Source organism: Photobacterium leiognathi, assembly GCF_030685535.1.
Lineage (GTDB): Bacteria > Pseudomonadota > Gammaproteobacteria > Enterobacterales > Vibrionaceae > Photobacterium > Photobacterium leiognathi.
Map to the genome: position 1 here is coordinate 2,363,387 of NZ_CP131601.1, position 16,598 is coordinate 2,379,984.

Annotated in this window: 14 protein-coding genes and 1 pseudogene; 9 read left to right on the forward strand and 6 right to left on the reverse strand. The window is 38.6% G+C overall.

Annotation, left to right across the window (positions count from 1 at the left end):
- Positions 1-226 precede the first annotated feature (226 nt).
- From sppA to Q7674_RS17750, 3 genes are all read left to right on the forward strand, one after another.
- A complete protein-coding gene (sppA, locus tag Q7674_RS17740; RefSeq protein ID WP_045062619.1) occupies positions 227-2,074 on the forward strand; it encodes a signal peptide peptidase SppA in 1,848 nt (615 codons plus the stop codon).
- A gap of 226 nt (positions 2,075-2,300) precedes the next feature.
- On the forward strand, positions 2,301-3,314 hold the full coding sequence (gene ansA / locus Q7674_RS17745) for an asparaginase (RefSeq protein ID WP_008987618.1): 1,014 nt from the start codon (positions 2,301-2,303) through the stop codon (positions 3,312-3,314).
- Positions 3,315-3,457: 143 nt separating this feature from the next.
- Positions 3,458-4,138, forward strand: a complete 681-nt coding sequence (locus Q7674_RS17750; protein ID WP_045062617.1) for a glutathione S-transferase family protein — start codon at positions 3,458-3,460, stop codon at positions 4,136-4,138.
- A gap of 1 nt (position 4,139) precedes the next feature.
- Here the strand turns inward: Q7674_RS17750 and Q7674_RS17755 are convergent, their stop codons facing one another.
- On the reverse strand, positions 4,140-4,445 hold the full coding sequence (locus Q7674_RS17755; protein WP_045062616.1) for a YeaC family protein: 306 nt from the start codon (positions 4,443-4,445) through the stop codon (positions 4,140-4,142).
- A gap of 322 nt (positions 4,446-4,767) precedes the next feature.
- On the opposite strand from Q7674_RS17755, the gene Q7674_RS17760 reads away from it, so the two are divergent.
- The gene (locus Q7674_RS17760) at positions 4,768-5,529 is read left to right on the forward strand and encodes a DUF2989 domain-containing protein (protein ID WP_023931531.1); all 762 of its coding nucleotides are present in this window, start codon (positions 4,768-4,770) and stop codon (positions 5,527-5,529) included.
- 142 nt (positions 5,530-5,671) lie between these two features.
- Here the strand turns inward: Q7674_RS17760 and msrB are convergent, their stop codons facing one another.
- Positions 5,672-6,058: a peptide-methionine (R)-S-oxide reductase MsrB gene (msrB, locus tag Q7674_RS17765; protein ID WP_045062612.1), complete on the reverse strand. Its 387-nt coding sequence runs from the start codon at positions 6,056-6,058 to the stop codon at positions 5,672-5,674.
- 334 nt (positions 6,059-6,392) lie between these two features.
- Between msrB and gap the strand changes: the two genes are divergently transcribed.
- Together gap and Q7674_RS17775 are read left to right on the forward strand one after the other, a co-directional pair.
- Complete coding sequence (gap, locus tag Q7674_RS17770) at positions 6,393-7,388, forward strand: type I glyceraldehyde-3-phosphate dehydrogenase (RefSeq protein WP_305423001.1); 996 nt, start codon at positions 6,393-6,395, stop codon at positions 7,386-7,388.
- 320 nt (positions 7,389-7,708) lie between these two features.
- A complete protein-coding gene (locus tag Q7674_RS17775) occupies positions 7,709-8,581 on the forward strand; it encodes a D-hexose-6-phosphate mutarotase (RefSeq protein WP_305423003.1) in 873 nt (290 codons plus the stop codon).
- 36 nt (positions 8,582-8,617) lie between these two features.
- Here the strand turns inward: Q7674_RS17775 and Q7674_RS17780 are convergent, their stop codons facing one another.
- Positions 8,618-8,998, reverse strand: a complete 381-nt coding sequence (locus tag Q7674_RS17780; RefSeq protein ID WP_045062606.1) for a VOC family protein — start codon at positions 8,996-8,998, stop codon at positions 8,618-8,620.
- 529 nt (positions 8,999-9,527) lie between these two features.
- Between Q7674_RS17780 and Q7674_RS17785 the strand changes: the two are divergent.
- The 3 genes and pseudogenes from Q7674_RS17785 (at position 9,528) to Q7674_RS17795 (ending at position 14,386) form a co-directional block, all read left to right on the forward strand.
- Positions 9,528-11,463 (forward strand): annotated as a pseudogene (locus tag Q7674_RS17785) (PrkA family serine protein kinase).
- Positions 11,464-11,491: 28 nt separating this feature from the next.
- Positions 11,492-12,763, forward strand: coding sequence for a YeaH/YhbH family protein (locus tag Q7674_RS17790; RefSeq protein ID WP_023931527.1), 1,272 nt, complete (start codon positions 11,492-11,494; stop codon positions 12,761-12,763).
- Between the two features lie 93 nt (positions 12,764-12,856).
- On the forward strand, positions 12,857-14,386 hold the full coding sequence (locus tag Q7674_RS17795) for a SpoVR family protein (protein WP_045062605.1): 1,530 nt from the start codon (positions 12,857-12,859) through the stop codon (positions 14,384-14,386).
- A 59-nt stretch (positions 14,387-14,445) separates the two neighbouring features.
- Here Q7674_RS17795 and Q7674_RS17800 read toward each other — a convergent pair whose 3' ends face one another.
- From Q7674_RS17800 to Q7674_RS17810, 3 genes are all read right to left on the reverse strand, one after another.
- Positions 14,446-15,057: an outer membrane protein gene (locus Q7674_RS17800; protein ID WP_023931525.1), complete on the reverse strand. Its 612-nt coding sequence runs from the start codon at positions 15,055-15,057 to the stop codon at positions 14,446-14,448.
- Between the two features lie 152 nt (positions 15,058-15,209).
- Positions 15,210-15,698, reverse strand: a complete 489-nt coding sequence (locus tag Q7674_RS17805) for a hypothetical protein (RefSeq protein ID WP_023931524.1) — start codon at positions 15,696-15,698, stop codon at positions 15,210-15,212.
- On the reverse strand, positions 15,692-16,561 hold the full coding sequence (locus tag Q7674_RS17810; protein WP_237156782.1) for a winged helix-turn-helix domain-containing protein: 870 nt from the start codon (positions 16,559-16,561) through the stop codon (positions 15,692-15,694). Before Q7674_RS17810 ends, Q7674_RS17805 begins: the two co-directional genes overlap by 7 nt.
- Positions 16,562-16,598: the final 37 nt, after the last annotated feature.

Genomic DNA, 16,598 nt, shown 5'->3' on the forward strand with positions numbered 1-16,598 from the left:
TTCTCTTTATTATTATGGTCTGACCAGTATATGAATCTCACACCACCATTTCAAACATTTGTTTACATAAAATTAACAAAGTCACATTTCTTGTGATTTATCGACCTTATTATCATCGTAATTTATTAAGATTTCTCTTTAGATATAAAGGCGTAATGGTAAAAGTACTGAAATTACAAGATGAGTGCGCTAGGATATGCCATAAGAATCACTATAGAGATCATTCATGAAAGCCATATTCAAAGGGATTGGAACGTTTTTCCAAACGATCTGGAAGCTGATCAATTTCACCCGCAAGTTTGTTCTTAACCTCATTTTCTTAGTCATTGTTGGTGCTATCATTTTTGCATTTAATAGTGATGATGAAAGCGCAGATAAACCTGAAGCATCAGCACTTGTGCTTGATTTATCAGGTCCAATCGTTGAACAGAAAAATTACGATAACCCATTAGATAGCGTTGTAAGTAATGTGATGGGTCAACCACCAGTTAAACAAAATGTACTGTTCGATATCGTTGAAGCCATTCGTACTGCTGCTACAGATAGTTCAATTACAGGTCTTGTTTTAAACCTAAAAAATATGCCTGAGACGAGCTTGACTAAATTACGTTATATCGCCAAAGCCATCCAAGAATTTAAAGCCTCTGGCAAACCCGTTTATGCTTACGGCGGTCATTACAGTCAAAGCCAATACTACTTAGCCAGTTATGCTGACAAAATTTTCATGTCACCAGACGGTGGAGTGATGTTAACAGGCTATGGCACTTATACTCTTTACTATAAATCGCTCTTAGAAAAGTTAGATGTGACGACTCACGTATTCCGTGTTGGTACTTACAAATCCTTTGTTGAACCCTACATTCGTGACGGCATGTCAGCAGCAGCAAAAGAAGCAAATACGGTTTGGCTTGATCAATTATGGGCAGCTTATACTTCTGATGTTGCTAAAAACCGCAATATTGATGCTGCAACACTAACCCCTGAAATGGATAATTTCATTGAGCAGTTAACGGCGGTAAAAGGTGACTTTGCCCAATTAAGCAAAAAAATGGGATTGGTCGATGAATTAGTGACGCGTCCACAATTGAGCCAAATTCTGATTAAAGCCTTTGGTGATAATGGTGAGCATAGCTTCAAACAAATCAGCTATTACGACTACCTCTCTATGCTTGTTGATGATCAAGAGCCATCTAAGAATAAAGTTGCTGTTGTTGTGGCAAGTGGCGCTATTGTTGATGGTAAGAGCAGCCAAGGTACAGCAGGCGGCGATACTATCGCAGGATTACTACGCAAAGCTCGTTTTGATAAAGATGTAAAATCAGTGATCCTTCGTGTAGATAGCCCAGGAGGCAGTGCATTTGCATCAGAAGTGATCCGCAATGAAGTCGACGCACTGAAAGATGCTGGTAAACCAGTTGTTGTTTCAATGTCGAGTGTCGCTGCATCTGGTGGTTACTGGATCTCATCAAGTGCTAGTAAAATTATTGCCCAACCGACAACCATTACAGGCTCAATTGGTATCTTTGCTATTCTAACTACATTTGAGAAAAGCTTAGAAAAACTAGGCGTCTACAGTGACGGTGTGGGTACAACCCCATTTGCAGGTGTCGGTGTGACTCGTGCTCTACCTGAGAACATAGCAAAAATTTTCCAAATGGGTGTCGATAATGGCTACCAACGCTTTATTGGTCTGGTAAGTAAGTATCGTCATATGTCATTGGAGCAAGCCGATAAGATTGCTCAAGGCCGTGTATGGACAGGTAAAGATGCCAAAGCGCGCGGCTTAGTCGATGAACTTGGTGATTTCGATACCGCAATTACTGAAGCGGTCGCCTTAGCGAAAGTTGATAACTATCAACTAGTTTGGATGCAACAGCCACTATCGCCTATCCAACAATTCTTTAAAGAAATGTCAGGTGAAGTAAAAGCGCAAGTAGTTTCAATGGTGCTAGGTGATACACCAAACGCTCTAGCGCCAGTGACTAAGGTTGCAAAAGATCTCACTTCACTGAGTAATTTCAACGATCCAAATGGTCGTTACGCGTTCTGCCTAAACTGCAGCACAGTTAACTGATCAATTCGTATCGAAATACATTAATAAATAAAGCCCAACATCATGTTGGGCTTTTTATTTACGTATTAGATATAAGTTATTAACACTATAAATAACAAAGATATAAGCACACTTCACTGAGATCACATTTCAAAACAATAAATACAACCACCAAAACGGGTTAACTCGCATCTTCATGCAGTTTAAGTATAATGCGCACACCAACCCGTTAACTCTGTGCTGAAAAATGGAAAGAAAACATATTTATATCGCCTATACAGGCGGCACCATTGGTATGCAAAAATCTGATCATGGATATATTCCAGTTGCTGGCTTTATGCAAAAGCAGTTAGAGAGCATGCCTGAATTCCATCGCCCAGAAATGCCTGAGTTCACTATTCACGAATACGCACCCTTAATCGATTCATCGGATATGACACCAGCGGATTGGCAACGCATTGCTGACGATATTAAAGATAACTACGACAAGTATGATGGCTTCGTGATCTTACATGGTACTGATACCATGGCATACACGGCATCAGCACTATCTTTCATGTTCGAGAATTTAGATAAACCCGTGATTGTGACTGGATCGCAAATCCCATTGGTTGAACTTCGCTCTGATGGTCAAAGTAACCTGCTGAATGCACTACATATTGCAGCTAACTACCCAATCAATGAAGTGACTGTATTCTTCAACAACCAATTGATCCGTGGTAACCGTAGTACCAAAGCGCATGCTGATGGTTTCGGTGCGTTTATTTCACCTAACCTTCCGCCATTACTTGAAGCGGGGATTAACATTACGGTTAATAACGTCACTGAATTAAACAAAAAGCCAGAAGGTGAATTTAAAGTACACAACATTACGCCTCAACCTATTGGCGTGATCACCATGTACCCAGGGATCTCACCGGAAGTGATCCGTAACACATTACGTCAACCTGTAAATGCAATGATCTTGCTGACCTTTGGCGTGGGTAATGCCCCACAAAATAAAGAGCTATTAGAGCAATTAAAAGAAGCATCAGATCGTGGCGTGATTGTAATGAACCTGACTCAATGTTTATCAGGTAAAGTAAATATGGGCGGTTACGCAACAGGCTGTGCATTGGCAGATGCTGGCGTACTCAGTGGCTACGATATGACACCTGAAGCGGCATTGGCTAAATTGCATTTCCTACTTAGCCAAGATTTATCGCTAGAGACAATGAGAACGCTAATGCAGCAAGATCTACGTGGTGAATTAACCCACTAATCATTGTTTTAAAATAAAAAAGAGCCGCAATGGCTCTTTTTTATTTCTATTAATTCTCATAATAAAGACACCATCATCCCAAGATTTCTCAATCGAACTACACTTACAGCTAATATTATTGAGTTCATGGGTTGGAAACGATTATGATTTTACATGGTGCATCCATTTCACCCTTTGTTCGAAAAATCATGCTAGCGCTGAATTACAAAGGGATACGCTATGAACTTCAGCCCCTCAACCCTTTCTTAGAAAAAGAGCTTGCTCATAAACGTCATCCGATGGGGAAAGTGCCAGTACTAGAACATAATGATATAACTGTTATCGATTCAACCGTAATTGCCCATTATCTTGATGATGTTTTCCCTGTCCCACCTTTATACCCAGGTAATGCTAAACAACGCTCACAAATCCGTTGGTTTGAAGCCTATGCAAGCACACGGGTGACCTCATTAATTGGTGGTGTTTTGTTTTATCAAAAGATATTACGAGAAAAGATGCAGAGCAAACCCTGTGATGACGAAGCCGTTGAACAATGTATCCATCACCATTTACCTAGCGTATTAAGTTATTTAGAAGAGCAACTACCGAAAGACAATTACGTGAGTGATCATTTTTCAATGGCAGAAATTAGCTTATGGAGTATTTTCCGTTGCGGTTGGATGGCAGGCTTGAGACTACAACCTCATTACCCTGTTCTACACAGTTATTTACAACGAATAGAGCAAGAGCCTTGGATTGCAAATTTTGTCGCCGAGGAAGATCATCAACTTCAAAGCTTTTATTGTGAAGCAATGATCTTACCCAATCAGCATAATAAATCGTAGCTTACAGCTCGTCGTGTTCAAACCGTGCAATATCTGATGACGTATTCGATGTACTTTCTGGTGACGTTGCAAATTCACGTTTGAATTCTGCTTTCGTTTTAAACTTTATCTCACCACCAGCAGCAACTGTCATATGTTGAGCTTCTGTATTGTATTTAGATTGGTACAGCATCACAGCCTGCATCGCAGAATCACGTTGCTCAGAGGTTAATGGCGTACCATCAGGCCACTTTCCTGTTTCTACCGCAAATGACATTCGCTCATACACTTCAGGTGTCATTGCCGCTAATAATTTAGAGACGTCCATTCATTCATCCTTATCTTCGCTGTCTATACACAACATCAATATATTTTGTAGCTTATAAAACACGTACTCACAGTCAATGCAATACCATAAAACTGCAATCACGATCACATCTTGATAGTTTTATCCAAATAAATTCAACATATTAAAGGCTTAGCGTCGATAACACTAAGTGACATAGTTATTATTTATTAATACAAGTAACCCATGGATTGGATCACTTATGACGAATAGTTTATTCAATATAAAAAATCGAAACAGAGTAATGCCGATAAGGTTACCTTTAACATGCAAGATCCTCACAGGTCTAAGTATCAGTTTACTATTGTCTGGGTGCTTTGAAAGACACCGAACGACTGACAGCCTTTGTGAAACTTACCCTGCTCTTTGCAAAGAATTAAACGTTAATGATGGTCAATGCCGGATCCAACGTACTACCCTCATTTGGCAACGCTACGATGTACTTAAAAACCCAACCGATCAAGAAAAGTTCAAAGAATTAAAAGACACCCAGAAGTATATTTACTGTTTAGAGTATGCCGCACGTATCGAACCTACTGAGCTGAAAGAGCGTAAAACGATTCGCATGAACGCACTTTATGATAGCTATAACAACATTACTCGATTAAACAACGAACTTGCTTCCTCCAGTGATCCTGAGATTATCTATTATCGTTGGAGTCAAGGTGACGAACTGGCTCAAAATCAGTTTCTTGAATTAGAAGGAAAACCAGAGCTAGAAACACCTGATCTACAGCTTGCATTGGCTAGCTACTACATCAGCAAAGATAAAGATAAAACTTATCAACTCCTGCACCATGCACTCTCTTTGTATAAGAAAAACGAAGTCGTGAATCAGGAAATTATTAAGTCACTCGCAACCTTATCTCAACAGCAAGAAAAACTAAAAGAAGCCTATATTTGGGTATTAATTGCTAATGACATGAATATGCCTGTTACAAAATCCAAGAAGGTCGCTAACTTATTTTTATTAACAGAAGATGAACAGAATAGATTAAATAAAAAAGCAACTCATATTTTAGAAAATTTAAGAAATGGCAGTTATAAGCAAAACATGGTCAATTAAAATTTAGTTGTAAAAATCAAATAATCTTGTAATTAATAAAATAGAGCAATTAACTATTAAATTTATTTAATAACTTAAGCCCAAAATATCTATATTATTTGAGTGACGATAAACTTTTATATATTACCGTCACTCATACGTTTTATTTATCTGCAAAAATCAGAGAAACAGAATTAACGCAGTAACGTTCACCTGTCGTTTTAGGCCCATCCGTAAAAACATGCCCAAGGTGACTATCACAATGCTTACAGCGAATTTCTATTCGCTGCATACCATGGCTATTATCTTCTAAATAAGTAATACAGTTATCATCAATAGGCGCATCAAAGCTAGGCCAGCCGCACCCTGAGTCATATTTATTCGCAGATGAAAACAGTGGAGACTCACAACAAACGCATGAATAAATACCCGTTTTATGATTATGAAGAAGCGTACCACTAAAGGGAGGTTCGGTAGCCTGTTGTCGACAAACTTGATAAGCCTCTGCTGATAATTTCTTTTGCCAATAAGTATCAGGTTTATTTTTCATCACACCCTTCCCTTCTTTCCCTCAATATTATTTTGCAAAATATATTTTTTATTTATAGAGACTGTAACACATAACGCCACTTTAAAATTTCACAGTTTTTGAAAAAACGTCTAATGTAATTCTCGGCAGTATTAAATATGAGAATTTATAGCGGTGTTAAATTAAACAACATTTGTATGATTTACCGTCGTTGTAGTCGAAATGTAAATAAAATCCGATCTTTTTTTTGACTTTAAGCAATTTAAACGATTTTTTTGCTTGCAGGGTCACGTAGGATTATGTAATTTTACTACCAGTTATCTTTCATTAGAAATTAAGTTGTGGAGCAACTGTAATGACAATTAAAGTAGGTATTAACGGTTTCGGCCGTATCGGTCGTTTTGTTTTCCGTGCAGCGCAAGAGCGCAATGACATTGAAGTTGTTGGTATCAACGACCTTATCGATGTTGAGTACATGGCATACATGCTTAAGTACGATTCAACTCACGGCCGTTTCAACGGTACTGTTGAAGTTGAAGGCGGTAACCTAATCGTTAACGGTAAAACTGTTCGCGTAACTGCTGAGCGTAACCCAGAAGATCTTAAGTGGGATGCAATCAACGTTGACGTTGTAGCTGAAGCAACTGGTCTTTTCCTAACTGACGAGACTGCTCGTAAGCACATCACTGCTGGTGCTAAGAAAGTTGTTCTTACTGGTCCTTCAAAAGACGTAACTCCAATGTTCGTAATGGGTGTTAACCAAGACACTTACGCTGGTCAAGACATCGTTTCTAACGCTTCTTGTACTACTAACTGTCTAGCGCCTATCGCTAAAGTTCTTAACGACAAGTTCGGTATCGAATCTGGTCTTATGACTACAGTTCACGCAACTACAGCTACTCAGAAGACTGTTGACGGTCCTTCTGCTAAAGACTGGCGTGGCGGTCGTGGTGCTTCTCAGAACATCATCCCATCATCAACTGGTGCAGCTAAAGCTGTAGGTGTTGTTCTTCCTGAGCTAAACGGCAAACTAACTGGTATGGCTTTCCGCGTACCAACTGCTAACGTTTCTGTAGTTGACCTAACTGTTAACCTTAAGAACGGTGCATCTTACGAAGCTATCTGTGCAGCAATGAAAGAAGCTTCTGAAGGCGAACTAAAAGGCGTTCTAGGTTACACTGAAGATCAAGTTGTTTCTCAAGACTTCATCGGCGAAACTCAAACTTCAGTATTCGATGCTAAAGCTGGTATCGCTCTAACTGATAACTTCGTTAAAGTTGTATCTTGGTACGACAACGAAATCGGTTACTCAAACAAAGTTCTAGACCTAATCGCTCACATCTCTAAGTAATGTAAGCATTAGCTAGCTTTCTTTGAAAGCCAATAAAAAGGCGGCGCATTAAGCGGCGCCTTTTTTGTATCTCAACAACATCGATGTAATATTACGAAAATTTCGATGCCTATCATCGAGTTAATTTAGATGCGTTCGATAACAAAAAGCGTATGATGGTGATCGCTTAGATACTCCTCTCTTTAACCTTCACAAATTTAACAAATAAGTTTTCATATTTTTTGATATTTTAAAAATAAAAATAAGTCCCTATCCCTTTATCTTCAACACTCATGCTAAACGAATAGGCTCTTTGAATTTTTAACTTTTAAGGAACGAAGATGAATTTACGTCAACTTTCTACTGTTAATGCATTATCAGATCACGTCACTGTGTGTGAGTATCAAGGAATTAGCATTATTCGTGTCATTCACCCGCTTGCAGAAGTCGGTATTTCACTGCATGGCGGCCACTTAATTTGGTTCAAACCTGCTGGTGAAAAAGACATTATTTGGATAAGTGAAAATGCTGAATTCGATACGCAGAAAGCTATTCGTGGTGGTATTCCCGTCTGTTGGCCTTGGTTTGGTAAAGCAGGTACGCCATCTCATGGCTTTGCACGTACTTCTCAATGGACATTGCAAGAGCATCGTGAAAATGAAAATGGTGTGATCGTCAGTCTGCAGCTTGAAGATAACGAAGAAACACGTGCAATTTGGCCGCATAAGTTCAGCAACGTGCTAACTTTCGAAATTGGTACAGAGCTAAAAGTCAGCCTCACTTCGACTAACACAGACAGCCAGCCTTGGTCTTACGGCGGTGCTCTACATACTTATTTTGATATTGCAGATATTAACAATATTGAAATTACAGGAATGGGAGCAACCTACCTTGATAGCACCCAGCAAGGTAAAGCATGTGAAGGCGGTGATGTACTAACATTCACCAGCGAAACGGATCGTGTATATACACAACCTGAAGCAACCATTACGATCAACGATAAAAACAATAAGCGTAATATCTTAGTGACTAACGAAGGTCATAACGCCGCAGTAATTTGGAATCCATGGCAAGAGCTGTCAATCAGCATGGGTGATATGGCTGATAATAGCTTTGAAACCATGGTGTGTGTGGAATCTACCATCCACCAACCAGGTATTGAACTTGCACCTGGTCAATCACATACCCTAGCAACAACAGTCGTTAGCAAGTAATAATCCTGAGCCGCGAGCGATTATAACGCTCGTGGCTTATGCATACATTTTAGCTGTTGCTTCAATTAACACCCAACCATTACCATCAGGATCGTTAAATGTCGCAAACTTTCCGCCAACTAAGTTAACAATACTCGACAACAGCACTCCTCTCTGTGTTAGCTCATTATAAGTTGATTGGATATCATCGGTTTGTACAACTAACCCTTGTACCGTTCCCGCTTTCATTCCGCCAAAAGGCATGACTAAACTTATCGTTGTTTCCGCACCTCTAGGCGCAAGTTGAAGCCAACGTTTTTGATTGTTCGTACAATGATCACGGATTAATTCAAAACCAAGAGCATCGCGATAAAACTTTAACGCTTGGTTTTGATCTGAAACCGGAATAGAAACCGTATCGACACGCGAAATTGTCATTCATCACCTACCTATCCAATTTTTATTCTTCCCCTCATTTCAGCTTATGCCAGACAGCAAAATTTCGTGTAAAAAAAAACGAATTAACTCAAATACACAAAAATATTCTCAATTCTTGTTTTCGAATTGCAATAAATTCAAAAAAGACAAATAAAACCAAATCTAACCAAATTAACCATACATTAATTTGTTAAATATTTTTATTGCACTTTTTTAAGCTAAGAAAAAATAATTTAGCAATAATATTAGTTTTAAATAATATCAATCTTACTGGATATGCCCTCGCGACAAAAAATCATGCTTCTTTAGCTAGAAAAGGCCTTGCAGAACCCATTCCATAAGAGGATAGTAAGGATGAAAGCTTAAAAAATAAGCAATTATTTTAGCCTTCGCTTAGTATTTTTATTTTAAAATCATTAACTCAGTACAGCAAATTGAGTAGTTCAGTCTAGGCTTACAGTAAGGGATGTAAAAAGAGGTTGATTTTCGTCCTGTCTAAATGATCTAAGAACGATTCAGGGGGCATACCATGAGTATTTTTGACCACTATCGTCAACGCTATGAAGAATCCAAGGACGAAGAACTTTCATTACAAGAGTTCCTTGAGATATGTCGAAACGATCGCAGTGCCTATGTAAACGCCGCAGAGCGTCTATTAATGGCTATCGGTGAACCAGAAATGATTGATACTGCGCAAGATCCACACCTTAGCCGTCTTTTCTCTAATCGTGTCATCTCGCGCTATAAAACCTTCGAAGATTTCTATGGTATGGAAGATGCCATAGAACAAATCGTGTCCTACTTAAAGCATGCCGCACAAGGGCTCGAAGAACGTAAGCAAATTCTTTATTTACTCGGCCCTGTAGGTGGTGGTAAATCATCACTGGCTGAAAAACTCAAAAGCTTGATGCAAAAAGTGCCTATCTATATTCTGACAGCGAATGGAGAACGTAGTCCTGTTAATGATCACCCTTTCTGCTTATTCGACAAGAATGAAGATGGTGAACTACTTTCCAGTGAATACAATATTCCAGCACGTTACCTTAATACCATTATGTCACCATGGGCAGCTAAGCGTCTTCATGAGTTTGGTGGTGATATTACCCAATTTAAAGTTGTAAAAGTACGTCCATCCATTCTTGATCAAGTCGGTATCGCGAAGACAGAGCCTGGTGATGAAAATAACCAAGATATCTCATCGCTAGTCGGTAAAGTCGATATTCGAAAACTTGAATATTATTCACAAGATGATCCTGATGCTTATAGCTACTCTGGCGCCTTATGTAAGGCAAACCAAGGGTTAATGGAGTTTGTAGAGATGTTTAAAGCACCACTAAAAGTGCTTCACCCTCTACTTACCGCCACTCAAGAAGGTAACTATAACGGTACTGAAGGGTTATCCGCATTACCGTTTGATGGCATGATCCTCGCCCACTCCAATGAATCAGAATGGCAAAGCTTCAGAAATAACAAAACCAATGAGGCATTTTTAGACCGAGTATATATCGTAAAAGTCCCTTACTGTTTACGTGTTTCTGAAGAGATAAAAATTTACGAGAAGCTACTCCAAAGCAGTGAGCTTTCTGCCGCACCATGTTCACCAAGTACACTGGATATTCTCGCTCGTTTCTCAGTACTATCACGCTTAAAAGAGCCTGAAAACTCAAGCGTTTACTCTAAGATGCGCGTGTATGACGGCGAAACCTTAAAAGATACCGATCCTAAAGCGAAGTCATACCAAGAGTACCGTGATTACGCTGGGGTTGATGAAGGTATGAATGGGCTTTCTACCCGTTTTGCATTCAAAATCTTATCTCGTGTGTTTAACTTCGATCACTCAGAAGTTGCAGCAAACCCAGTACATTTATTCTATGTCCTTGAGCAACAAATCGAGCGTGAGCAATTCCCGCAAGATGTTGCAGAGAAGTACCTCGAACATTTGAAAGGCTTCTTGACACCGAAATATGTGGAATTCATTGGTAAAGAAATCCAAACCGCTTATCTTGAATCTTACTCTGAATACGGTCAAAACATCTTTGATCGCTACGTGAGCTATGCTGATTTCTGGATCCAAGATCAGGAATACCGCGATCCTGAAACAGGTCAATTGTTTGATCGCGCTGCACTGAATAACGAACTTGAGAAAATCGAGAAACCTGCCGGGATCAGTAACCCGAAAGATTTCCGAAACGAAATCGTTAATTTCGTCTTACGTGCTCGCGCAAACAATGCTAAGCAAAAACCCTAATTGGACTAGCTATGAGAAACTTCGCACTGTGATTGAGAAGAAAATGTTCTCAAATACAGAAGAGTTACTACCCGTTATTTCATTCAACGCAAAAACATCCACTGATGAGCAGAAAAAACATGATGATTTTGTCGCTCGCATGATGGAAAAAGGCTATACCCGCAAGCAAGTACGTTTATTGTCTGAATGGTATTTACGCGTACGTAAATCGTCGTAAGCCAGCAGAAATAAGATAAGGGGGAGCTATGGCACATTTTATTGACCGCAGGCTTAATGGTAAAAATAAAAGCACGGTGAATCGCCAACGCTTTTTACGTCGCCATAAGCAGCAGATCAAAGAATCTATCGCAGATGCTGTGAATAAACGTTCTATCACTGATGTCGATAGCGGCGAAGATATTACGATCCCATCGCGTGATATTCGTGAACCTAGCTTTCACCAAGGCAAAGGTGGACAACGTGATATTGTTCACCCTGGCAATGACCAATTTACCCCAGGCGATCGTATTGAACGACCGCCTGGCGGTGCTGGTCAAGGCGGCGCTGGTGAAGGACAAGCCAGCCCAGATGGTGAAGGACAAGACGAATTTGTATTCCAGATATCAAAAGATGAATATCTTGATCTGCTATTTGAAGACTTAGAATTACCTAACCTTCAAAAGAATCAAATGAACAAAATCGTTGAATGGAAGACATTTCGTTCTGGTTATAAATCACAAGGGGTTCCAGCCAATATTGCAATAGTGAAAACACTGCAGAATTCACTTGCTAGACGTACTGCAATGACCGCTGGTAAACGACGTAAACTACAAGAGTTAGAGCAGGCGTTAACTCTATTATTTAATACAGAGCCTGCACAACCCTTTGAAGAAGAAAGAATAAAAAAAGAAATCGAAGTCTTACGCCAGAAGATCAACCGAACACCTTTCATTGATACTTTTGATCTTCGTTATAAAAATTATGAACGTCGCCCACAACCATCAAGCCAAGCTGTCATGTTTTGTTTAATGGATGTCTCAGGTTCGATGGATCAAGCCACCAAAGACATTGCTAAACGCTTTTACATTTTGTTGTATTTGTTCTTAAACCGAACTTATAAAAATGTCGATGTCGTGTTTATTCGCCATCATACCCAAGCCAAAGAAGTGGATGAACATGAGTTTTTCTACTCTCAAGAAACTGGGGGAACCATTGTTTCTAGTGCGCTACGTATGATGGATGACATCGTGAAAAAACGTTATCGCCCAGAAGAGTGGAACATCTATGCCGCGCAAGCGTCAGATGGCGATAATTGGGCTGACGATTCACCAGGTTGCCGAGAGCTACTTGATAAACATATCTTGCCGCTATCTCGTTATTATTCTTATATAGAAATCACACGACGAGCACACCAAACACTATGGCGAGAATATGAAACACTACAAAATAGCCATGACAACTTTGCTATGCAAAACATACGGACTGTGGATGATATTTTCCCAGTATTTAGAGAGCTATTTAAAAAACAAGTGAGTTAACAGTATCAATTCACTACAAGATAGTTAGCGATATTAATAACGATATCGCTACTCTTCTGGCTAGTATCAACGCGCTTAAAGGGGAGCAAAGTAATGAATACTAATACAAAAACAAAACCACTCAGCGATGGGCCGGATTGGACGTTTGACTTATTAGAACAATACCACGTTGAAATAAAGCGAGTTGCAGAACACTATCGTCTTGATGCCTATCCTAACCAAATTGAAATTATCACGGCAGAACAAATGATGGATGCCTACTCCAGTATTGGTATGCCTATCAATTATCACCACTGGTCCTTTGGTAAACGCTTCATTGAAACCGAACGAGGCTACAAACATGGGCAAATGGGACTCGCCTATGAGATCGTCATCAATTCAGATCCCTGCATTGCTTACCTGATGGAAGAAAACACCATTACGATGCAAGCATTAGTGATGGCTCATGCCTGTTATGGACATAACTCCTTTTTTAAGGGCAATTACTTATTTAAAACATGGACTGATGCGAGCTCCATTATTGATTACCTACTCTTCGCGCGAAAATACATTACTGAATGTGAAGAAAAATACGGCGTCGATGATGTAGAAAAACTGCTCGATTCCTGTCACGCACTGATGAACTATGGGGTTGATCGTTACAAACGCCCACAAAAAATTTCATTAGTTGAAGAAAAGGCACGTCAAAAAGCACGTGAAGATTACTTACAATCGCAAGTTAATGCGCTATGGCGAACCATTCCGACCCAAATAGAAAAAGAAACCGTTATCGAAGAAGAACGTTTTCCATCAGAGCCTCAGGAAAATATTCTCTACTTCTTTGAAAAACATGCGCCTTTACTTGAGCCATGGCAACGCGAGCTTGTGCGTATAGTGAGGAAGGTAAGCCAGTACTTCTATCCGCAAAAACAAACCCAAGTGATGAATGAAGGCTGGGCAACATTTTGGCATTACACTATCTTAAATCACTTGTTTGATGAAGGATTAGTGACTGAGCGCTTCATTATGGAGTTTCTCCATAGCCACACCAACGTTGTCGCGCAACCTGAATATAACAGCCCATATTATTCTGGGATCAACCCTTATGCGCTAGGCTTTGCCATGTTCCAAGATATCAGGCGTATTTGTGAGGAGCCGACAGAGGAAGATAAATACTGGTTCCCAGATATCGCAGGCTCAAATTGGTTAGACACCTTGCACTTTGCAATGGAAAACTTTAAAGACGAAAGCTTTATTAGCCAGTTTCTTTCACCTAAAGTCATGCGAGACTTTAAACTGTTTGCGGTAAATGATGATGATCGCCATAACTATGTTGAGGTCAGTGCTATACATAATGAAGAAGGCTACCGTGCGATCAGAGAAAAATTATCATCACAATATAATTTAAGTAATAACGAGCCAAATATCCAAGTCTGGAATGTGGCCTTACGAGGCGATAGATCATTAACTCTACGCTATATTCCACATAATCGTATTCCATTAGCTGATAGCCATAAAGAAGTGATCAAACATTTGCACCGATTATGGGGATTTGATGTCACGCTCGAAGAAGAGTTACCTGATGGGCGTACGCAAATCATGGCAACGTGTCCAATCAGGACCCAATATAATACGGATATTTAATTATCTCTCATCATTAAAAATGCCACTGCTTCTAACAGTGGCATTTTATATATCTATTATTAGAACTTGTACGTTGTACCTAAATACCAAGAACCAACAGATTGATCAAAATCTTTAACGGCTGTTTCTAGTGTATAAAAGTCAGCTTCATAGGCAGCACGAATACCTAATCCTGGAACTTGTTTCACTTGATATTCCAAACCTGCACCTAAACGAATTAAACCACCATCATCTTTGATCATAGAATCTTTTAACGAAATCTGTCCAAAGCCCACTGTCGCAAATGGACGAAGACCATTATCAAAAGTGTAACCAAGGTTGGCTGCTAAACTAAATGATTCATGCTTTGTTTTACCTGTTGCCTTAATACCATTTGTTTCAAGAGTATATTTAACGTCACCGTAAGTTGTATATTGTGCTTCCAAAGAGACAATACGGTTGAACTGGTAACCAGCAATAATTTTATAACTTTCAGCGCCACTATCATTAGAATAACCAACCGTGTGATTATTCTTAAGAAAGCTTTCTCTATCATCATGGAAATCGGTTGTACCAACACCAGCACCAACATAGAAACCTTGGTATTTATTAGAGTTAGTCGTGTTTTCAGATGCTACTGCATATGTTGATGATAATGAACAAACCAAAGTGGCTAATAATAATTTTTTCATGAGTTTTACTTTTTAAACTGCTTTACAAAAGAGATGCTCAGCTTATTGAAATACTCATTAAAAAAACAAACGAAAACCAAACCTTAACAACACCAAAAATAAAGCAAAATAAAAAACATTTACAATCAATATGTTAAATGTATTTGTAATACTTATTTATCAGTATAACAAACCATGTCAAACGCTTCATTTTTACTGTCTGTGTAAAAATATAAACGCTTACCAACCCTTTTATATCTATATAGTATGCTATATCCCTCATAGTCTTTATAAGCTTGATTTAAAATATCGTCATGATGCTTTTTCTGTATCTGAACATGATTAAAGTTTAGGGTTAAATGATTTCTTGTTTGTAGGTAATCACCTTCATAATACAGTTCCATTAACTTAACATCATCATTCCCTTCCTGCGCTTGAATGAACTCATTGATCATGAAACTGCTTTTCGAACTGAATGTTAAAACCATGCTTTCAGAAATCTGACTATATTGAGTAAAGGCTTTAGAAATAAACCCTGCTTTTTTTTGATCACATACCCAAGTCGTCGAAACCAAGTCATCTTTTTGAGTTATGAAATAAAAAGCACAAGAAGCCAAACCAATAAAAATAAATATCAGTAATGTGTTTATATATTTCAACATGAGATATTTTTACTCTCTAAGTAGCTATTTAATTGTTTAGAGAAATCACGATAATGATACTTTGACATTCTAAAGTTAAATGTGCGGCCATCAGGGATCATAATAAAAACAACAATCGCACTGTTATTCGCTATGCGAGTATTATAATAAAACTGAGCATATATATTTGAATGGCAAACTGATGATATGCCTTTGGTTATATCTTTTATAAAGAGTGCTTTATCTACGTCATAATCATCGGCTTCATTAAAGTAGACTTTATTTGTTCCAATATTGATTTCATGACTATAATTTTTAGCATCAATAAAATATGGTGTAGCATTTATTACATCATTTATGTAATAAATTAAAAGTATAGTAATGCTAATAAGTATAATTAATAAATAAAAAACGCTTTTTCTACCAAGGATATTGGGTTCTATTGGTTTCTTTATATCGCTTTCATTAACTTTAACGATATCCTCAGATAATAACGAAGGTTTTATCGTTTTGCGCTCTAGTTGTTGTTTTACTTGTTTATTATCAGCACCAACAACACAACTATCATCCATTTTCACTTCCAGTAAGTAACCAGATTTACTCACTGTTGTGATCGTAATAACTGTTAAGGCATGCTTAACTAATACTTTTCTCAATTTCGAGATAACATTAGTGAGCGCTTGTTCAGAAACAATCGCTTCTCCCCAACATTGAGATAATAAAAACTCTTTTTCTACACAAGTTCCTTGGTGTTCGAGCAACAATAAAAATACATCATTCACCCGCGGTGTGAAGTATTCTGTTTGTCCATTGTCATGAGTCAGAGTTCGTGTGGAACTGTCGTAAGTAATAGGACCAATTCTGTACACTTCACTGCTTGCCATAATGACCATTTTGTTAACATAATTATGGTCTAATTAT

Coding starts and splice junctions, on each gene's coding strand:
- Q7674_RS17800 (WP_023931525.1), bottom strand. CDS start 15,057: ATGAAAAAATTATTATTAGCCACTTTGGTTTGTTCATTATCATCAACA.
- ansA (WP_008987618.1), top strand. CDS start 2,301: ATGGAAAGAAAACATATTTATATCGCCTATACAGGCGGCACCATTGGT.
- Q7674_RS17795 (WP_045062605.1), top strand. CDS start 12,857: ATGAATACTAATACAAAAACAAAACCACTCAGCGATGGGCCGGATTGG.
- Q7674_RS17805 (WP_023931524.1), bottom strand. CDS start 15,698: ATGTTGAAATATATAAACACATTACTGATATTTATTTTTATTGGTTTG.
- Q7674_RS17780 (WP_045062606.1), bottom strand. CDS start 8,998: ATGACAATTTCGCGTGTCGATACGGTTTCTATTCCGGTTTCAGATCAA.
- Q7674_RS17755 (WP_045062616.1), bottom strand. CDS start 4,445: ATGGACGTCTCTAAATTATTAGCGGCAATGACACCTGAAGTGTATGAG.
- Q7674_RS17790 (WP_023931527.1), top strand. CDS start 11,492: ATGGCACATTTTATTGACCGCAGGCTTAATGGTAAAAATAAAAGCACG.
- sppA (WP_045062619.1), top strand. CDS start 227: ATGAAAGCCATATTCAAAGGGATTGGAACGTTTTTCCAAACGATCTGG.
- Q7674_RS17775 (WP_305423003.1), top strand. CDS start 7,709: ATGAATTTACGTCAACTTTCTACTGTTAATGCATTATCAGATCACGTC.
- Q7674_RS17810 (WP_237156782.1), bottom strand. CDS start 16,561: ATGGCAAGCAGTGAAGTGTACAGAATTGGTCCTATTACTTACGACAGT.
- msrB (WP_045062612.1), bottom strand. CDS start 6,058: ATGAAAAATAAACCTGATACTTATTGGCAAAAGAAATTATCAGCAGAG.
- gap (WP_305423001.1), top strand. CDS start 6,393: ATGACAATTAAAGTAGGTATTAACGGTTTCGGCCGTATCGGTCGTTTT.
- Q7674_RS17750 (WP_045062617.1), top strand. CDS start 3,458: ATGATTTTACATGGTGCATCCATTTCACCCTTTGTTCGAAAAATCATG.